This is a genomic window from Pseudoalteromonas arabiensis, assembly GCF_001550155.1.
In the GTDB taxonomy this organism is placed as follows: domain Bacteria; phylum Pseudomonadota; class Gammaproteobacteria; order Enterobacterales; family Alteromonadaceae; genus Pseudoalteromonas; species Pseudoalteromonas arabiensis.
Genome location: NZ_LRUF01000023.1, coordinates 17,659 through 32,813 on the forward strand (window position 1 = coordinate 17,659; position 15,155 = coordinate 32,813).

At 41.1% G+C, this 15,155-nt stretch carries 15 protein-coding genes and 1 tRNA gene (1 of these 16 running past the window's edge); 6 read left to right on the forward strand and 10 right to left on the reverse strand.

The features are described 5' to 3' along the window. Positions 1-57 (reverse strand) — tRNA-Ser (locus tag PAARA_RS20665); it reaches 195 nt to the left of the window's first position. A gap of 227 nt (positions 58-284) precedes the next feature. Next, entirely contained in the window at positions 285-425 is a 141-nt protein-coding gene (locus tag PAARA_RS20635; protein WP_165381466.1) for a hypothetical protein, read from the reverse strand. Between the two features lie 323 nt (positions 426-748). Between PAARA_RS20635 and PAARA_RS12895 the strand changes: the two genes are divergently transcribed. Further along, positions 749-1,597 carry a diacylglycerol/lipid kinase family protein gene (locus tag PAARA_RS12895; protein ID WP_062569440.1) on the forward strand — a complete coding sequence of 283 codons (849 nt, stop codon included), beginning with the start codon at positions 749-751 and terminating at the stop codon, positions 1,595-1,597. Positions 1,598-1,651: 54 nt separating this feature from the next. Here PAARA_RS12895 and PAARA_RS12900 read toward each other — a convergent pair whose 3' ends face one another. Continuing rightward, positions 1,652-2,581 (reverse strand): DMT family transporter, encoded by a 930-nt coding sequence (locus PAARA_RS12900; RefSeq protein ID WP_062569441.1) that lies wholly within the window; start codon positions 2,579-2,581, stop codon positions 1,652-1,654. A gap of 101 nt (positions 2,582-2,682) precedes the next feature. On the opposite strand from PAARA_RS12900, the gene PAARA_RS12905 reads away from it, so the two are divergent. Continuing rightward, positions 2,683-4,125 (forward strand): aminotransferase-like domain-containing protein, encoded by a 1,443-nt coding sequence (locus PAARA_RS12905; protein WP_167346343.1) that lies wholly within the window; start codon positions 2,683-2,685, stop codon positions 4,123-4,125. A 52-nt stretch (positions 4,126-4,177) separates the two neighbouring features. Here PAARA_RS12905 and PAARA_RS12910 read toward each other — a convergent pair whose 3' ends face one another. Then, positions 4,178-4,978 carry a YggN family protein gene (locus tag PAARA_RS12910; protein ID WP_062569442.1) on the reverse strand — a complete coding sequence of 267 codons (801 nt, stop codon included), beginning with the start codon at positions 4,976-4,978 and terminating at the stop codon, positions 4,178-4,180. Positions 4,979-5,368: 390 nt separating this feature from the next. On the opposite strand from PAARA_RS12910, the gene PAARA_RS12915 reads away from it, so the two are divergent. Continuing rightward, positions 5,369-5,557, forward strand: coding sequence for a PA3496 family putative envelope integrity protein (locus PAARA_RS12915; RefSeq protein ID WP_083515317.1), 189 nt, complete (start codon positions 5,369-5,371; stop codon positions 5,555-5,557). A 55-nt stretch (positions 5,558-5,612) separates the two neighbouring features. Here PAARA_RS12915 and PAARA_RS12920 read toward each other — a convergent pair whose 3' ends face one another. Beyond that, entirely contained in the window at positions 5,613-6,095 is a 483-nt protein-coding gene (locus PAARA_RS12920) for a glutathione peroxidase (protein ID WP_062569444.1), read from the reverse strand. A 67-nt stretch (positions 6,096-6,162) separates the two neighbouring features. Then, positions 6,163-7,029: a LysR family transcriptional regulator gene (locus tag PAARA_RS12925; RefSeq protein ID WP_062569445.1), complete on the reverse strand. Its 867-nt coding sequence runs from the start codon at positions 7,027-7,029 to the stop codon at positions 6,163-6,165. A 160-nt stretch (positions 7,030-7,189) separates the two neighbouring features. Between PAARA_RS12925 and PAARA_RS12930 the strand changes: the two genes are divergently transcribed. Beyond that, on the forward strand, positions 7,190-8,344 hold the full coding sequence (locus PAARA_RS12930; protein ID WP_062569446.1) for an iron-containing alcohol dehydrogenase: 1,155 nt from the start codon (positions 7,190-7,192) through the stop codon (positions 8,342-8,344). Here the strand turns inward: PAARA_RS12930 and PAARA_RS12935 are convergent. Together PAARA_RS12935 and PAARA_RS12940 are read right to left on the reverse strand one after the other, a co-directional pair. Then, positions 8,341-8,640 (reverse strand): AzlD domain-containing protein, encoded by a 300-nt coding sequence (locus PAARA_RS12935; protein WP_062569447.1) that lies wholly within the window; start codon positions 8,638-8,640, stop codon positions 8,341-8,343. The genes PAARA_RS12930 and PAARA_RS12935 overlap by 4 nt on opposite strands. After that, on the reverse strand, positions 8,637-9,344 hold the full coding sequence (locus PAARA_RS12940) for an AzlC family ABC transporter permease (protein ID WP_062569448.1): 708 nt from the start codon (positions 9,342-9,344) through the stop codon (positions 8,637-8,639). Before PAARA_RS12940 ends, PAARA_RS12935 begins: the two co-directional genes overlap by 4 nt. Positions 9,345-9,451: 107 nt before the next feature. Between PAARA_RS12940 and PAARA_RS12945 the strand changes: the two genes are divergently transcribed. Beyond that, positions 9,452-10,102, forward strand: a complete 651-nt coding sequence (locus PAARA_RS12945) for a cytochrome b/b6 domain-containing protein (protein ID WP_062569449.1) — start codon at positions 9,452-9,454, stop codon at positions 10,100-10,102. A 56-nt stretch (positions 10,103-10,158) separates the two neighbouring features. On the opposite strand, the gene PAARA_RS12950 is transcribed toward PAARA_RS12945, so the two are convergent. Continuing rightward, the gene (locus PAARA_RS12950; RefSeq protein ID WP_062569450.1) at positions 10,159-10,611 is read right to left on the reverse strand and encodes a c-type cytochrome; all 453 of its coding nucleotides are present in this window, start codon (positions 10,609-10,611) and stop codon (positions 10,159-10,161) included. 369 nt (positions 10,612-10,980) lie between these two features. Next, positions 10,981-11,451 (reverse strand): DUF2721 domain-containing protein, encoded by a 471-nt coding sequence (locus tag PAARA_RS12955; protein ID WP_062569451.1) that lies wholly within the window; start codon positions 11,449-11,451, stop codon positions 10,981-10,983. 240 nt (positions 11,452-11,691) lie between these two features. Between PAARA_RS12955 and PAARA_RS12960 the strand changes: the two genes are divergently transcribed. Continuing rightward, positions 11,692-15,117, forward strand: coding sequence for a S8 family serine peptidase (locus tag PAARA_RS12960; RefSeq protein WP_062569452.1), 3,426 nt, complete (start codon positions 11,692-11,694; stop codon positions 15,115-15,117). The last annotated feature ends 38 nt before the right edge of the window (positions 15,118-15,155 follow it).

Here is a 15,155-nt window from a genome sequence, read left to right on the forward strand (position 1 = left end):
CTACAAACCCCTGCCGGTTTTCAAGACCGGTGCATTCGACCACTCTGCCATCTCTCCACATCGTGATGCGAGAATAATACTTAGCTGAATCGGCTGTGTAAATAGGAAAAAGTTTGTTTGCTTGTTTTTTGAGCGTAAAGAGAGGGTTTTTTGTAAAAAGGTTTAATTATTTGCTGTTTTTAACTTAAAAGAAGGGGGTTGGGGCAGTAAACGGAGGAGCTAAAGAAGGATCTTCATTAGTGGTTGGGTGTTTACTGCACCGATAAAGTAACCATGGTTGGGGGTTACTTGTGTTGTACTGCGCCGCCAAGTGCTAGTTTTTTTCCGTAACGGTTTAACTTAGCAAGCATTTTTGCTTTTCTGTTAGTTGGTTTTACGGCAACATGAGTTGCTGCACTTTGATTGAGTGTATTAATCGGGTTCATTACTTTGCTCCAAGTTGTGTTTGGTTGAAAACATGGGTATTTTGCAACCAAACTGGACAAAAATAAAACGATAAAAATTGAGTCTATCGGATAACTTTTTTTAATCCGAATCTGCTTTATTAACAATGCGTTAAGTTTTCTTTTTTGCTATGGGTTGCATGGTTATGCAAGGTGTTTTTTTATTAACTTCAGGTATATAAAGAGTTTTTGTTTTATGTTGTTTTGTTTATGCGTTTTTAAATTTATAAAGTGACTAAATATTCAGATTAATATAATTTGAATGGGTGGCTATTTTTGCCCTGTCTGAAAAGAAGTAATCGCTGATGTTGATAATAATAAAGCCAAGCGACAAAAAAAATCATAAAAACAGTGTTGATTGGTTAATAAAAGAATGTAAAAAAAGACAGATCGAGCCTGAATTGTATTTAACCACAGGCAAGTTTGAGAATGATTGCGCTGATATTGCGCTTTTGGCTAAAAACCAAACTCAAGTCGTGGTGATTGGTGGTGATGGAACTTTACACTTAGCTGTTAATGCACTCATAGAGAGTGATTGTTCAATTGCGTTAATTCCTGCTGGCACAGGTAATGATTTTGCTCGCGGCTTTGCGTGTAAACAACAGGCTTGGTATGAAGCCGTTTTTAATAGCCGTACAGAGTTAATCGATATTGGGCAAATAAACCAGCGCTATTTTATTAATGTAGCGGGAATAGGCTTTGACGCTGAAGTGGTGGCTCAGCTAAATAAGACTGAAAGCTATGGTTCATTCGGCTATATTTGGCAGGGTGTAAAACAGCTGTTTTCATTTCAGGCTAAGCCTCTACACGCTGCGTTTAATGGTAAAGCACTCAACTACAGTAACTTAGTGACGATATTTGCCAATCATCAATATTTCGGTGGTGGTTTAAAAATCGCCCCAAAAGCACAGCTAAATGATGGTCAGCTTGACTGTTACTGCATGCCCGCAGATGGTTTGCTGAAAAACCTGCTCAGTTTTGTGTATTTACTACTGGTAAAGCATCATAGTTTGAAAAGGCTAGAATATTCACAACTAGTCAGTGCAGAAGTAACCACCCCTAGACAGCTTATTGAGGCAGATGGTGAGCTGGTGGGTTATACGCCTGCGAAGGTCAGTATTCACCCGCAAGCACTTCGTTTTCATGTGCCATAAAAAAGCGCCGGCAAAATTTGCCAGCGCTTGGTGTTAGAGGCGACATAGTCACTTCTAACTGGGGACGGAGCCTTTTTGCTGAATACTGCGAGCAGCAAAAAAAGCTTTAATCTGTTTTGTTGGTGTTAGCACAATGGCATTGCCAAATAAAACTAAGCTAAATCCGATAAAGGTGTTCGCTTGCCATTCGAATCCTTCAAATAAGGTACTTAGTACTACTGCAACCAGTGGGAATAATACGATCACATAACTTGCCCGTTCTGGGCCGATATTTTTTAGTAGTGCAAAATAACAAGCAAATGCGATAACTGTACCGAACACAGCTAAATAGAGCAGCGACACCCAATAACTTGTTGGAGCATTCAAGGTAAGCTCTACATCGCTTACTAAAACATAAGCAGCCAAGCCTAAAGCGCTATATAACATACCCCATGCGTTGCCTTGTAGTACGCCAATATTACGCTGAGAGTTTCGAACACTGACCATATTTCCCAATGAAGCCACAAAGGTTCCTGATAGCGCAAGTAGTAACCCGACCAACGCACCATTACTCAAGTTGAATTGCTGAATTTGTGGCCAAAACAAGCTAGCAATCCCCATCACTCCAAGAAGTGCACCAAAGTAAATTCGCTTGGCGATAGGTTTGGCAAAGAATAACCGTGTATTGATGATATTCATCAATAACAGCATGGAAAAAGCAATCGATGCCATGGCTGAAGTGAGGTAATTTTGTGCCCAATATAAAACAAGATAGTTTAAACCAAAGTTGAATAATGCCAGTAAAGCGAAAAAGCTATGATCACGCAGTGAATATTGCATAGGTAGCTTTTTTATCAGTACGAAAGCCCACATTAAAACGGCTGCAATAGCAAAGCGATAAAACAAGGAGATTTCAACGGCAACATCGCCTAGTTGAAACTCAATCGCTAGCCAAGTTGACCCCCAAATTAGTACCGTGACAAGGTAAAGAGCGGCACTTTTCATAGTTAGTACTCAAAAGTTTAAAGTATGTTCATTTTAGGCCTCTTCTGTATACTTAACATATACAGAAAACTAAAAATATAACCTATACAGTTTGGTGTCCGATGTCACAAGTGATCAGTCGCAGTAATAGTGAGTTTTTATATCAACAGGTGATTCAGCTAATAAGAGATCTTTGCTCACAAGGGTCGCTATTACCTGGAGAGAAGTTACCGTCGCTGAGAAAAATGGCTGATAAGTTAAATGTAAGTATCCCAACAGTGAAACAAGCTTATCAACTTTTAGAAGGGCAAGGGTTGATAGAAGCCAAAGAAAAGTCAGGATACTTTTTAAAGTCTTCTCAATTAAATCAATCGCGGCCGAAACGAGTGAAGCTAAGTCGCGAGCCAATGATGGTGAATAAGCAAGGCTTGATTGAGCAAGTTTATAGTGCCATACATAAAGCCAATGTTGTGCCATTCGGTATTGCAAACCCTATTGCAGCAGCACCTACAGATAAAGCGCTAGCACGAACAATGCGACGTGTAATGACACTGGCTGGCGCATCGGCAATTAACTACGGCCCAATGGATGGGTTTGCACCGTTGAAAAAGCAATTGATCCATCGCTATTTAGACTTTGGTATTGGTGTTGATAGTGATGAATTGGTGATCACCAATGGCGCACAAGAGGCATTGGCAATAGCACTTAAATGTGTCGCTAAAGCTGGCGATATCATCGCCATTGAATCACCTTGTTATTTTGGCATTATTGAATTGATTGAAAGCTTAGGCTTAAAAGCGTTGGAAATCCCTCTGTGTCCTGATGAAGGAATTTGGCTAGATGATTTGGCTCAAGCCCTCGATGAGCATGATATCAAAGCGTGTGTTTTTTCAACGTCGTTAAATAACCCCGTTGGTAGTTTTATGCCAGAGACGAAACGCGAGCAGTTAGTGACTCTTTTAGAAGAGCGTAACGTTGTGCTCATAGAAGACGATGTTTATGGCGATCTACATTTTACTGCTAAACGTGCTACGCCAGCGCAAGCTTATTCAAAAAAAGGCTTAGTGATCACCTGTGCGTCGTTTTCAAAAACAGCTGCACCAAGCTATCGTATTGGTTGGATCATTGCGGGCAAGTTTGCAGAGCAAGCAAGGCGTTATAAACGTGCTCTGAGTTGCTCCGCGCCACTTATTAATCAATGGACTCTGTATGAGTTTATCGCCAGCGGTGAGTACGATCGTAATCTGCGTTTGTTGAGGCAGCGCTTGAGTACAAATAAAGAACGTATGATTTGGTGCTTACAGCAATATATGCCAAGTTGTGCGCGCATTAGTAATCCGCAAGGTGGCTGTGTGATTTGGATTGATCTTGGGGGGCAGTATGATGCGGTAAAGTTATTCCATTTAGCGTTAGAGGCGGGAATTAGCATTACTCCAGGGTTAATATTTTCAGCGGGTAAAAAATACCGCAGCTGTTTTCGCTTAAGCTATGGTTTACCTTGGTCTGAGCATTTAGAACAAGCAATTAAAACCTTGTCACAGCTCACAGTATTAGCCAAAAAATAAAAAGCGCAGAGCAAGCTCTGCGCAAAACCAAGTGCGTTGGTTCAGGGATATCTTACTCAGCATGCTGTTTAAATGTGAACAGCTGGTATTCTTTTAATTCAGGTACTAAAGCGACGAGTTCTTGCTCTTTATGGGCAATATCTGCAAAACTGCCACAGAGTGCATCGGCACGCTCTTCTAGTTGTGCGGCTTGAGTTTCTACGCGCGCTTCGATTTGTTCACCCATGTTTTCCATGCGCTTTTCAAAAGCATCCATATCACCACCTGAGCCGATTAATTCAGAGCCAAGAGCAACTAAAATACTGCCCATTGATTGCATCATGGCTGACTCAACCGCTGATTCGATTTGCTCATCAAACTGATTCTCAAAGTTTTGGCCAAACTTTTCGAAATTTTGCTGACCTATAGTGAATGCACCTTGTTGATAGAAAGCGTTCTGCACTTCTGCGCTAATGTCATCCATTAATTCAGATATGTCGTTTAGGCCGTCAATGTTAAAAGCATTAGCAACTTCTTCGATTGCGACACCTGCGATTTTTACCCCATCAAGCGCGATGTTTGCCACCTCAGGGAGTTGGCTGCGTAAGCTGTCGGAATAAGCGGCAATAGCCTTTTGCTGTGAAGAGTTGAGGGATACGCTTTGACCATCAATATATAAATTATTTTGGTTGATGATTTTCATAGTACGATTATCGGCTGTGTAAACTTCTAACTCGCTTGGCGTAATACGAACATCATTTTTAAATTCAACATCACATTGCTCACCACTGAATGAAATATTTGTATCATTATCGTTATGAGCCATAGCACTTGTGGCGATAAATAAAGAACTTGCTAACAATAACTTTTTCATTTTTTTCTTTCCTGTTTGAAATGACAAAGTTTAGTAATCAAATAGAGTGCCAAACTTTTAAAGTTATTTAATATCAATCGGTTGGTTGTTTTTGTTTATTTTGGGAAAAGAAATAGAAATAAAATTTTAACCATTTTTTGGTCAAATTAACCAAAAAATTCATATGCATAAATGAGTTTTATCGAAACGATAAAAAACTCTCACTTTTCAGAAATCGAATTTAGCGCTATTTATTCACAATATTGACATATCACCTATTTAGCATGGGGGTATGGCTTTATTTTGGTAGTTTTTAGGTACTAAATTACTACTGAGCTTTTTAAACTTTGCTAATTCATGGAACAAATTTAAAACCGTTGAATTGGTCTCAAACACTTTATGGAGTGGGTTGTGGGTAAGACATTTAGTTATGACGCGCTAGATGACGATTTTGTTGAAGACGAGTACGAAATGGTCGGGCGTAATCAACACGACAAGAAAAAGCAACGCGTTAAGAAGAAGTTGGAAGACTATCTTGAACAAAAACGCTTGCGAAGAAACTTAGGTGAAGATGATTTTGATGATTATTTGAACGACTAAGTATAAATTTAGATAAAGAGGCGCTGCGCCTCTTTATTGCTTTTTGACGTACGCTTTATTTATGTAATGCCGCTACAATGGTTGATTCTATTTGTTCTGGTTTTGTTAGTGGTGCAAAGCGTTTAATGGCTTTACCATCTTTGCCAATTAAAAACTTGGTAAAGTTCCATTTTATTTTGCGGGTGATAAAGCCTGGCAATTCGGACTTTAGATGTCGAAAAACGGGGTGTGCGTGTTCGCCGTTTACATCAACTTTGCTCATCATTAAAAAGCTGACACCATAGTTGATTAGACAGCCCTCTTTTATTTCTCTAGCATCACCAGGTTCTTGCTTACCAAATTGATTACAGGGAAAACCTATAATGACTAAGCCCTTATCATGGTATTTTTCATGTAGCTTTTGGAGCCCTTCATACTGTGGAGTAAAACCGCACTCACTGGCTGTGTTTACCACGAGCACAACCTTATTTTCAAAGTCAGAAAAGTCGATAGTTTGGCCTTGAAGGCTAGTAGCAGAAAGTTGGTAAAATTCGCTCATAATGATAACTTTTTATTATTGTTACACTGATTCTAACGTGCTTGAGATTTTTCTAAAAGCGTAAATTTTAATCAGCGAATGCATCGGTTAAATGCTCTATCAATAAACGTACGCGAAATGGTAATAGATCTTTACGAGGGTATACTAGCCAAGATGCATTATCGCTGACTTGAAACTCATCAAGTACACTTACTAATTGGCCATTATTCAAATAAGGTTCAACAATATCTAGAGCAAGGTGTGCAATACCAACACCCGCAACAGCGGCACTTAAAATAGCTTGTGGGTGGTTGCTACGCCAATTACCATCAATGCGAACCTCTTTAATTTGATTATCAATATTAAATCGCCAGCGTTTTCGCATGGTAATTAGACAGTTATGCTCAGTGAGATCAAAAGGCGTATTAATAGTTGGGTGATTAGCTAAATACTCTGGGCTTGCAACGAGTGTCATTACGCGTTTACAGAGTGGTCGTGCAATTAAATTTGAGTCTTGCATTCTGCCAAAGCGAATGGCTAAGTCAAAACCTTCTTCAACTAAGTTAACGTTACGACTATTAAAGTCGAGGTCGACTTCAACCTCAGGGTAGCGTTTGACAAACTCTGCGACTTTGGGAGCGACTTGGTTTGCTACAAATTCACCTGCGCCAGTAATACGTATTAGGCCTTTTGGTTGGCGTTGTTCACCCTGTAGTTGGTTGTTTGCATCAATCAATTCTTGGCGTATTGCTTTTAATTTTACTGCGTATTCACGCCCTGCATCAGTAAGGTTGATTTTACGTGTGGTGCGTTGAAATAATACCGAACCTAAACGACTTTCCAACTGTTGTACTTGCCGACTTATATGTGAGGTTGATACTTCCATAGCCTTGGCTGCATGTGTAAAGCTGCCATGCTCAACGACATATAAGAATTCTTCCAAGCCTTGCCACATTTTCGATCCTTAGGGTGCTGCATCAAATTAAGACTATTTTATGCTGATTATTGTTGCATGTCTGCAAAAGTGATTATTTATTTTCATCCTTTATCCCTATATGAAAATAACTACAATAGTCGTGTCACTGATTAATACTCACAAATATGAGAGCGTAAGCATGTTAAATTTTAGCTTTGAGAATCCAACCAAAATTCATTTTGGTGAACAACAAATCAAAGAGATTCAAAATGAGATCCCAAAAAATGCCAAAGTACTAGTTACTTATGGCGGCGGCAGCATTAAGAAAAATGGTGTGTATGATCAAGTTAAAGCTGCATTAAGCGAGCATACTTGGTTTGAGTTTGCCGGTATTGAACCAAACCCTAGCTACCAAACATGTATGAAAGCAGTTGAACTAGTCAAAGAGCAGCAAATTGACTATATCCTCGCGGTTGGTGGTGGTTCTGTGGTTGATGGTAGCAAATTTATCGCAGCTGCAGCTGAGTTTGTTGGCGAACCATGGGATATTTTAGCAAAAGGCGCTGAAATAAAGTCAGCTGTGGCACTTGGCGTTGTTTTAACCTTACCTGCCACGGGTTCGGAATCGAACACCTTTAGTGTGGTATCAAACTTAGAGACGCAAGATAAACTGCCGTTTGCCAGTGAGTTTGTGCGTCCTCGTTTTGCTGTGCTCGACCCTGCTGTGACATTCTCATTACCTGAGCGTCAGATAACGAATGGTATTGTTGATGCGTTTGTACACACAATGGAGCAATACCTAACATATGATGTGGGTGCCAAGTTACAAGATCGCTTTGCTGAAGGGATTTTGATGACGCTTATCGAAGAAGGCCCTAAAGCATTCTCTGAACCCGATAACTATCAAGTGCGCGCTAATATTATGTGGTCAGCGACGATGGCACTCAATGGCCTAATAGGAGCTGGCGTCCCGCAAGACTGGGCAACTCACATGATAGGTCATGAAATGACTGCTGTGTATGGTTTGGATCACGCACAAACATTAGCGATTGTATTACCACGTATGATGGCAGAGCAAAAAGACACTAAGCGTGACAAGTTATTGCAATATGCTGAGCGAGTATTAGGCCTTGATATTAAAGATGAAGATTCAGCAATTGATAACGCGATAGCTGCAACAGAAGCATTTTTCCACAGTGTTAAAATGCCAACTCGTTTAAGCGATTACGAGTTGGATGAAAGTGTTGCCGATAAACTTGTGGCTCAGCTTGAACGTCATGGTATGACGGCTCTTGGTGAGCGCGAGCAAGTTACGCTTGAGAAAAGCCGCGCGATTTTACTTGCAAGTGTCTAACTTAAGATTATAAATAATCCCATCCCTGCCAGTGTTGTGTAGTAAATATTGTGTGTTTTATAAGCCACAATAACGGATACGATTGCAGCACTTAGGTAGGGATTTTGCCAATCTAGATTTATCTCTTCGTCATTAATAAACACAATGGGTACCCAAATTGCGGTAAGTACTGCAGGGGCACTAAAACTTAAAAATTGCTGCATTTTCGGGCCGACTTTAAACGGTAGCGCACGGTGTAAAAATAAGTAACGGCTGAAGAAGGTGATACACGCCATCAATAAAATAGTCATCATCATTGTACGTGCTCCTCTTTTGCTCTCCAGCGACTAATTACATAACCCACCGTCATAGCGATAAGGGCCGCTGTGACTAGCCACAGTTGAAAGCCTTGGCTTTTCAATAGCGTTGCGACAGCACCTGCGGTGATCACGGTCGCTAAGGTAGCAAGGTTCTTTACGCCAGGAATAACTAAAGCAATAAAGGTGGCTGCGATGGCAAAATCAAGGCCAAGATTTGTTAAATCGGGGAGTAAGCTTCCCGCGACTATGCCTAGCAGGGTCCAAATATTCCACGCAATATAAAAACTAAACCCAGCACTTAAAGCATAAATAAGGCGTACTTTTGTTCGATAGGCTTTGCGATGGTGTGAGAAAGCAAATAATTCATCAGTGAGAACAAAACTAACAGGAAGTCGCCAACGAAAAGGCTGATCGATGACCTTGTGGCGCACTGCTAAGCCATATAAAAAGTGCCGTGAGCTAATAATGAGTGTGGTAAACAAAATAGTTAAAAGCGGTGTATTGCCGGCTATTAATTCTATGGCGACCAACTGCGCAGACCCTGCAAATACCAGTAACGACATTGCTTGTGTTTCAAATGCGCTAAAACCATTTTGAATTGCTAAAGAGCCACATAAAATCCCCCAAGGTAACACCGCAAGGCATAAGGGGAGCATGTCGAAAAATCCTTTTAGCAAGGCTCTTAGAATGGGTTTTTGCATCTTATCGCTCTTGTTTGTTGTTATGGCTCAGATCAAAACACCTATTATTGGAGTGTGTCAAAATCGTCGAAGTTTGCAATAATATACATTTCTTAGGGAGGGTTACAATGTCTAAAGTCAAAGTATGGGATGGCTTTATAAGAAGTTTCCATTGGTTGTTGGTTGCGGCTATCGCGACACTTTATTTTAGTGCCGAAGAGGGCATGCTTGAGCTGCACTTTGCAGCAGGGTATTTCACCCTTGCATTGCTAGTTACTCGTCTTATCTGGGGTATTATTGGTAGTAAAACTGCGAGGCTATCAGCACTTATTCACTCTCCTGTTGCTGCGATTAAGTCGTTCACGAGTAGTGAACATAAAGCGGGTCATGGTGCGGCTGGTAGCTATATGGTGATAGCCTTTTTTGCTTTGCTTATCGTGCAGTTAACTTCTGGCTTAATGACGAGTGACGATATATTAACGGATGGTCCGTTAGTAGCGCATGTATCCTCAGATACCGTGGAGTTTGCAGGTTGGTTGCATCATCTTAATTTTGATATTTTGTTGTATGCTATTGTATTGCATGTTTTGGCGATTGTTATTTATCGTATAAAGGGTAAGAATTTAGTAAAGCCTATGCTTACGGGCAGTAGCGATCAAATCTCAGCCACGGAGCCTGTGACTAAATCACCCGTTATCGCATTCGTTATTTTTGCCGTGTGCTTAGTGTTGCTATTTACGACTTGGGGGGCAGAGCCACTCAGTTATCTGCTAGGGTAGCTATCTTAAGGCATTAAAAAAGGCGCTAATAAGCGCCTTTTTAGTTTAAGTTTTAATTAGTCTTTGAATGATTTATGGCAATCTTTACAACCTTTAGCCCACGCGCCGAATGCTTTACCAATCACTTTTTGGTCGCCACTTTGTGCAGCAACGGCTAGTTCGTCAGCATACTGTTGGAACGCCACTGCTTTTTTCATGAAGGTTTCGTTGTCGCTCCATACAGCTGCAAGTGCAGATGTATCGCCCTTATCAGAACCCGCTACGAAAGCTTCCCAAGGCATTTTTGATAGTGCTGCTGCATTGTTTGCACGCATCTGAAAACGTTCTGCATCAAAAGGTACTTTTCCTTTTAGCATATCGCCCATGTCACCAATTTGTACGCGAATCATTGAAAATGCCGCTTGGCGGTATTCGATAGCGTCACTTGGCTCTTCAAATACAGAGTCTGCCGATGCGCTAAGTGCCATAGTCGACAGTATCGTACCTAATACTAATTGTTTTAATTTCATTCCTTTTGCCCCTTAATATGTCATAAAGATAAATTAACCGAGTTTTATCTCAGCTAAATAGATTATTCAAGTGTAATGCGGTTAATCTTAACTTAAGTTTAATCTAGGGCGTATTTACCTTTGTAGATTAAAATTTGTTCACTCTAGGGGCGATTTAATCGCGGCGCGAGATTTGTAACCTAGTGGACTAAGTAAAAATCGAGCAACAAAGAGTTAATCGCCCCTAGGAAGAACCCGAAGGGCAGCGCGTGTTTGGCATTGATGCTGCGTTATCGCCTATTTATGTGGAGCAACCACACTACATAGGCTCTGCCTTGCCAAAATACCAAACACACTGCTGCAAAATTAATCATAAAAGGTCAATACGCCCTAATCATTTATATCAATATCTGCGAAGATCATGCCACGGCGCATACTTCGTGTTGCTAAGAAAACTTCACCTAGCAATGATAAAAAGGCAAAAATCAGTAACGCCATTGCAGCAACAAAGCAGCTTGCAATCGTCACACTTAAGTTAATAGATTGAATGTGTGAGAGAAACAAACACATGACCACAGCACAAACGAGTAGGGCACTAAGCACACTTAAGCTAAATGCAATATGGATGCAGCGCGAGCGTTTCAGCAAGGCTCTTAATTCGGTCGTTAACGATAGATTAAAGTCCTCATCAGTACTTACTTTTAGCTTACGCTCAAGCTGTCTTGCGCGGTCAGTAATGCGTGCAAGGCGATTAGATAAAACCCCTAGTGTTGCCGCAATACCAGTAATTAAGAAAACGGGGGCTACGGCTGTTTGGATTACCTTTGCCATCGTTAAAATGTTAATGACGTCTGAGTTCATTTTATCTCGCCTTGCGTTTAAAAAGACAATATTCGTTTACAAACATTTACAACTTACTGTTTTTTATAAAAATATTTTAAAAACAATGAGTTTGAAACAATGTTGTGTCTATTTTTGTGGTTATTGTAATCATAATGTAATTATTTTGTTGTTCCTGTTTGTGGTCCCGTTTTATATTGACGCCGAAACTCAGTTTCAATCACTGTCAAAACGATAACATAACATATCCTAGGGGACCCTATGTCTAATAATCTAATAAAAAGAACAACAGTCGCACTCGCTGTTGCAAGTGCGATGTGTGCAAGTGCTCAGGCAAATGATTTTTCAAAGTATAACCTAGCGGGTAAAAAACTAATTAAGCCAGTCGCTGTTACCAAACAAGAACGAAACGTAAAAGGTGAAGCAACAAGCTGGTTGGTTAAACTGAAAGTACCTGCAACAGTTAACGCAACAACCATGGGTGCTAATATTGCCTCAGTACAAGCAGTTGCTAAGACGGCGCAAGCATCAGTCGAGCAAACTATTGAGAGTATGGATTTACCTGTGCAAGTTATTGCTAAAACATCAACACTTGTTAGCTCAGTTGTTGTCAATGGTAGTAAGCAAGATGTCGCCATGCTTTTATCGAATCCTCAAGTCGAAGAGATATACCCTGTTTATGACTATGAGCTACATGTTGCGGATAGTGCTGATTATATAGAGGCAACCCCACTTGTCTCGAATGGTCTTGCTACAGGTGCAGGTGTTCGTGTTGCTGTACTTGATACCGGTATTGATTATACCCATACAGCGTTTGGCGGTGAAGGTACCGATGCAGCCTATGCGGCAGCGGCGGCCGATCCAACAAGCGTTGATTGGCCACAAGGTAAAGTGTTAGGTGGCTATGATTTTGTAAATGACGATGCTGATCCGATTGATGTAACAACTGATCATGGTACCCATGTATCTCATTCAGTGAACGGTATTGCGCCTAATGTGGACTTATTTGTTTACTCTGTTTGTGCCGCAGAATGTGAAGGAAAAGATCAATTACTTGCATTAGAAAGTGCAATGGACCCGAATGGCGATGGTGATATCTCTGACCGTGTAGATGTAATTAATATGTCTTTAGGTGGTGATTATGGTGATGTTGCCAACGATGCTGTGAGCTTATTTATAAATGAGGCTGTAAAGCTAGGCACAAATGTTGTTATCTCTGCTGGTAATGATGGTGCATATCCATTTATTGTTGGCGGTCCTAGTACAACTGAAAATGCACTTTCTGTAGGTGCTATGACTCATCCCACTGAACCTAGTAATGTGTTTAGTAATGAAGTAAATGGTGATCAAGTTGAAACAGGTCTTGCTTCATTTGGTAACACGGATGCGTTTGAATTGACCAGTGAAGATCATGAATTGGTTCACCCAAGTGATAACGCAACGGCATGTGTGGACTTTGCTGAAGATATTGATTTTACAGGTAAAGGCGTCATTATTGACCGTGGTGCATGTGGTTTCTCTGCGAAGGCATTGCGAGCACAACAACGTGGGGCTGCTTTTGTCATTATTGCAAATAATGCTGAAGGAAGCGCACCTGGTATGGCAGCAGGCCCAGAGGCAGACCAAGTAACTATTCGTGTACTATCTGTAACTCAAGAAGTCGGACGACAGTTAAAAGAGCAGCTAGCGGCAGGTGAGCAGCCTGAATACCAATTTCAACTTGAAAAGCTAGTTCTTACAGGAGCAATAGCTGATTTTACGTCTCGAGGCCCATCAATGGGAGGCTTACTTAAGCCTGAGATTACAGCCCCTGGTGTGAATATCATGACAGCGCAGCCTGGACTTGGTAATGGTTTAACTGGCGTATCAGGTACATCTTTCTCAGGACCTATTACCGCAGGTGCTGTAAGTCTTTTAAAAGAAGCACAACCAGAGCGCAATGCGTTAGAGCTTAAAGCGACACTAATGAATACGGCAAATTTAGATGTCACCATGGAGCCTCGTGCAATAAACCCAGATGCTGAACTTGCTCCTATTAGCTATATCGGCGCAGGCTTAGTTGATGTTAATAAGGCTGCTAACTTACCTGTTGCTGCATGGGCTGCTGATACTAAACAAGCGGCGCTTTCATTCGGTCTAGTTAACGCTTCTGAGACTGTTGAACTAACAAAGACCATTCAAGTAAAAAACTTCTCGAACGAAGTGAAAGTATATTCGTTATCACTTGAGCAGCGTTATCAAAATGACATAGAGCGCGGTTCATTTTCATTAGAGTACCCAGAAACCATCACTGTTCCAGCAGGTCAAACAATGTCATTTGATGTGACGGCAACAATTGACCCTGCTACGTTGCCTGAGTGGACGTTGACTGCTGGCAATATTGGTTCACAAGCGACAACGGCAGATTTAACCAACTTGGAGCTAGATGGTGCGTTAGTTTTCTCTGATGGCGGCGAGCCTGCTTTCCACTTGGTCTATCACGTATTACCAAAAGCGAATGCTGCTATGAGCTTTACACCCGTTGAAACTGAAAGTGGTGTAGCGCATCAGTTGACTAATACAGGCGCGACAACGCTAAACCCTGTTTTTGCACCAACAGTGATGACTGATGAGATTGATGAAGCGCATCGCTTTGATTTAGTTGGTGCATCAATAGAGACCTCTTCTATCGAAACAGAGTTTTGTGAAAGTGGTTTTGTGACTTCTACTACGATGGTATTCAATGAAGGTATTACCCATTCATACATCGCAGGCTTTTTGGCGGACTTCGACCTTGATCAAGATGGTATTTACGATATAACAGTACAAAATGGTAAGCTAGAATGGTTCTTTAGGGATATTGAGCCTGGTACAGCAATTACTTTCACTCATGGGTATGGCAGCGCTTCAGGTCAAATAAATAATATTTTTCAAATTATCGGTAACAATCATTTGACCCTTCAAACTTGTTTAGAAACATTTGGCTTAACAGCGGATGACCTAGACAATGTAACTGCAAATGTTCGTTTTAGAACTGAAGAGGAGCTGTTTACTCCACTGGCAACAAACCAAGGTGATGTTGCAATGGGAACTTATACATTCAGTGATGCATCTAAAAATGTCTACGCGGCTTTAATTGATGATGCTGGGAATACTGTTAGCTCATTAGCGCCTGGCGAGTCTGCAACTATGTTTAATGCAGGAGCTGATTTCTTAATTTTATCTGACTCAGGTTCGCAAGCATATGTTGCTACTCCGCAAAGTGATGCTAACACCTCGCCTGTTTTAGCGGATGCTGAGTTCTCAGTGGATGAAAATGCAGAGAATGGTACGGTAATTGGCACCTTAGAAGCTAGTTTTGGTGCAGACCTTGCTAACCCTATTTCTGAGTTTATTGTTTTAAACTCTACTTCTACAGCTGTTTCAGTCACTTCCGAAGGGGACGTTGTCGTGATGCAACAAGAAGTCTTAGATTATGATGCAGGAATGACCGCCATTGAACTTGAAGTGGTTGTCAGTGATAAGTCTGGCAATATCTCGGAGCCCGCCATGGTAACTGTACTTGTTAATAACCTTGCAGATGAAGCATCGGAGATGCCAGTAGAACCTGCGCCTTCAGCAAATAGATCGCGTTCATCGGGTTCACTTGCATGGTTAGCTTTGTTAGCTGCGCCGTTTGCATTTGTGCGTCGTCGTAAGCAAAAGTAGATAATCAATACGTTTATATAAAGGGAGCTGCGGCTCCC